Source organism: Streptomyces sp. NPDC058964, from assembly GCF_042741275.1.
Lineage (GTDB): Bacteria > Actinomycetota > Actinomycetes > Streptomycetales > Streptomycetaceae > Streptomyces.
In genome coordinates this window covers 5,061-5,801 of sequence record NZ_JBHYKH010000555.1, presented here as the reverse complement: position 1 = coordinate 5,801, position 741 = coordinate 5,061, and the positions used below count along the sequence as shown (strand labels likewise).

At 76.0% G+C, this 741-nt stretch carries 1 protein-coding gene; it reads right to left on the bottom strand.

The genetic code is table 11. From position 1 onward, the window contains the following. Positions 1-741 (bottom strand): sensor histidine kinase (locus ACFW2E_RS39995; protein WP_384474955.1); only part of this gene is annotated, 741 nt, incomplete at both ends.

The following is a 741-nucleotide window of genomic DNA, read 5'->3' as shown; positions in this document are numbered from 1 at the left end:
CCCGCGCCGGAGGCGTCGGTGCGGGGGCGGTGTTCGGCCCGGGTGAAGCGCTCGAAGACGCCGGGCCGGACGTCCTCGGGGACGCCGGGGCCGTCGTCGTGGACGTGCAGGGTCGCCGTCTCGCCGTCCGTCTCCAGGGAGACCGTGACCTTCGTGCCGGCAGGTGTGTGCCAACGCGCGTTGGCCAACAGGTTGGCCAGCACCTGCTGGAGACGGTGGGCGTCGCCGGTCACCGTCACCGGCTCTTCCGGCAGCTCCAGCGTCCAGCGGTGGTCGCGGCCTGCCGCACCGGCGTCCGTGACGGCGTCCAGGACCAGACGGGTGAGGTCGACGGGGAGGCGCTCCAGCGGGCGGCCCGCGTCGAGGCGGGCGAGCAGAAGCAGGTCGTCGACCATCTCGCCCATACGGGCGGACTCGGCGGCGATGCGTTCCAGGGCCCGGGTGACCTCCGCCGGGACGGGTCCGGGGTGGAGCAGGGCGAGCTCCGCATGACCGCGGACCGTGGCGACCGGGGTGCGCAGCTCGTGGCTGGCGTCGGCGGCGAAGCTGCGCAGCCGTTCCTCGCTGGCGTGGCGCTTGGTCAGGGCGTCCTCGACATGCCCCAGCATGCGGTTGAAGGCGGCGGCGACCCGGCCCACCTCCCCGCGCGGATCGGACTCGGGGGCGCGGGGCGGCAGCGCGACCTCGCCACTGGCCAGCGGGAGTTCACTGTCCCCGGGGGGGGGGGCCGCCCCCCCCCCC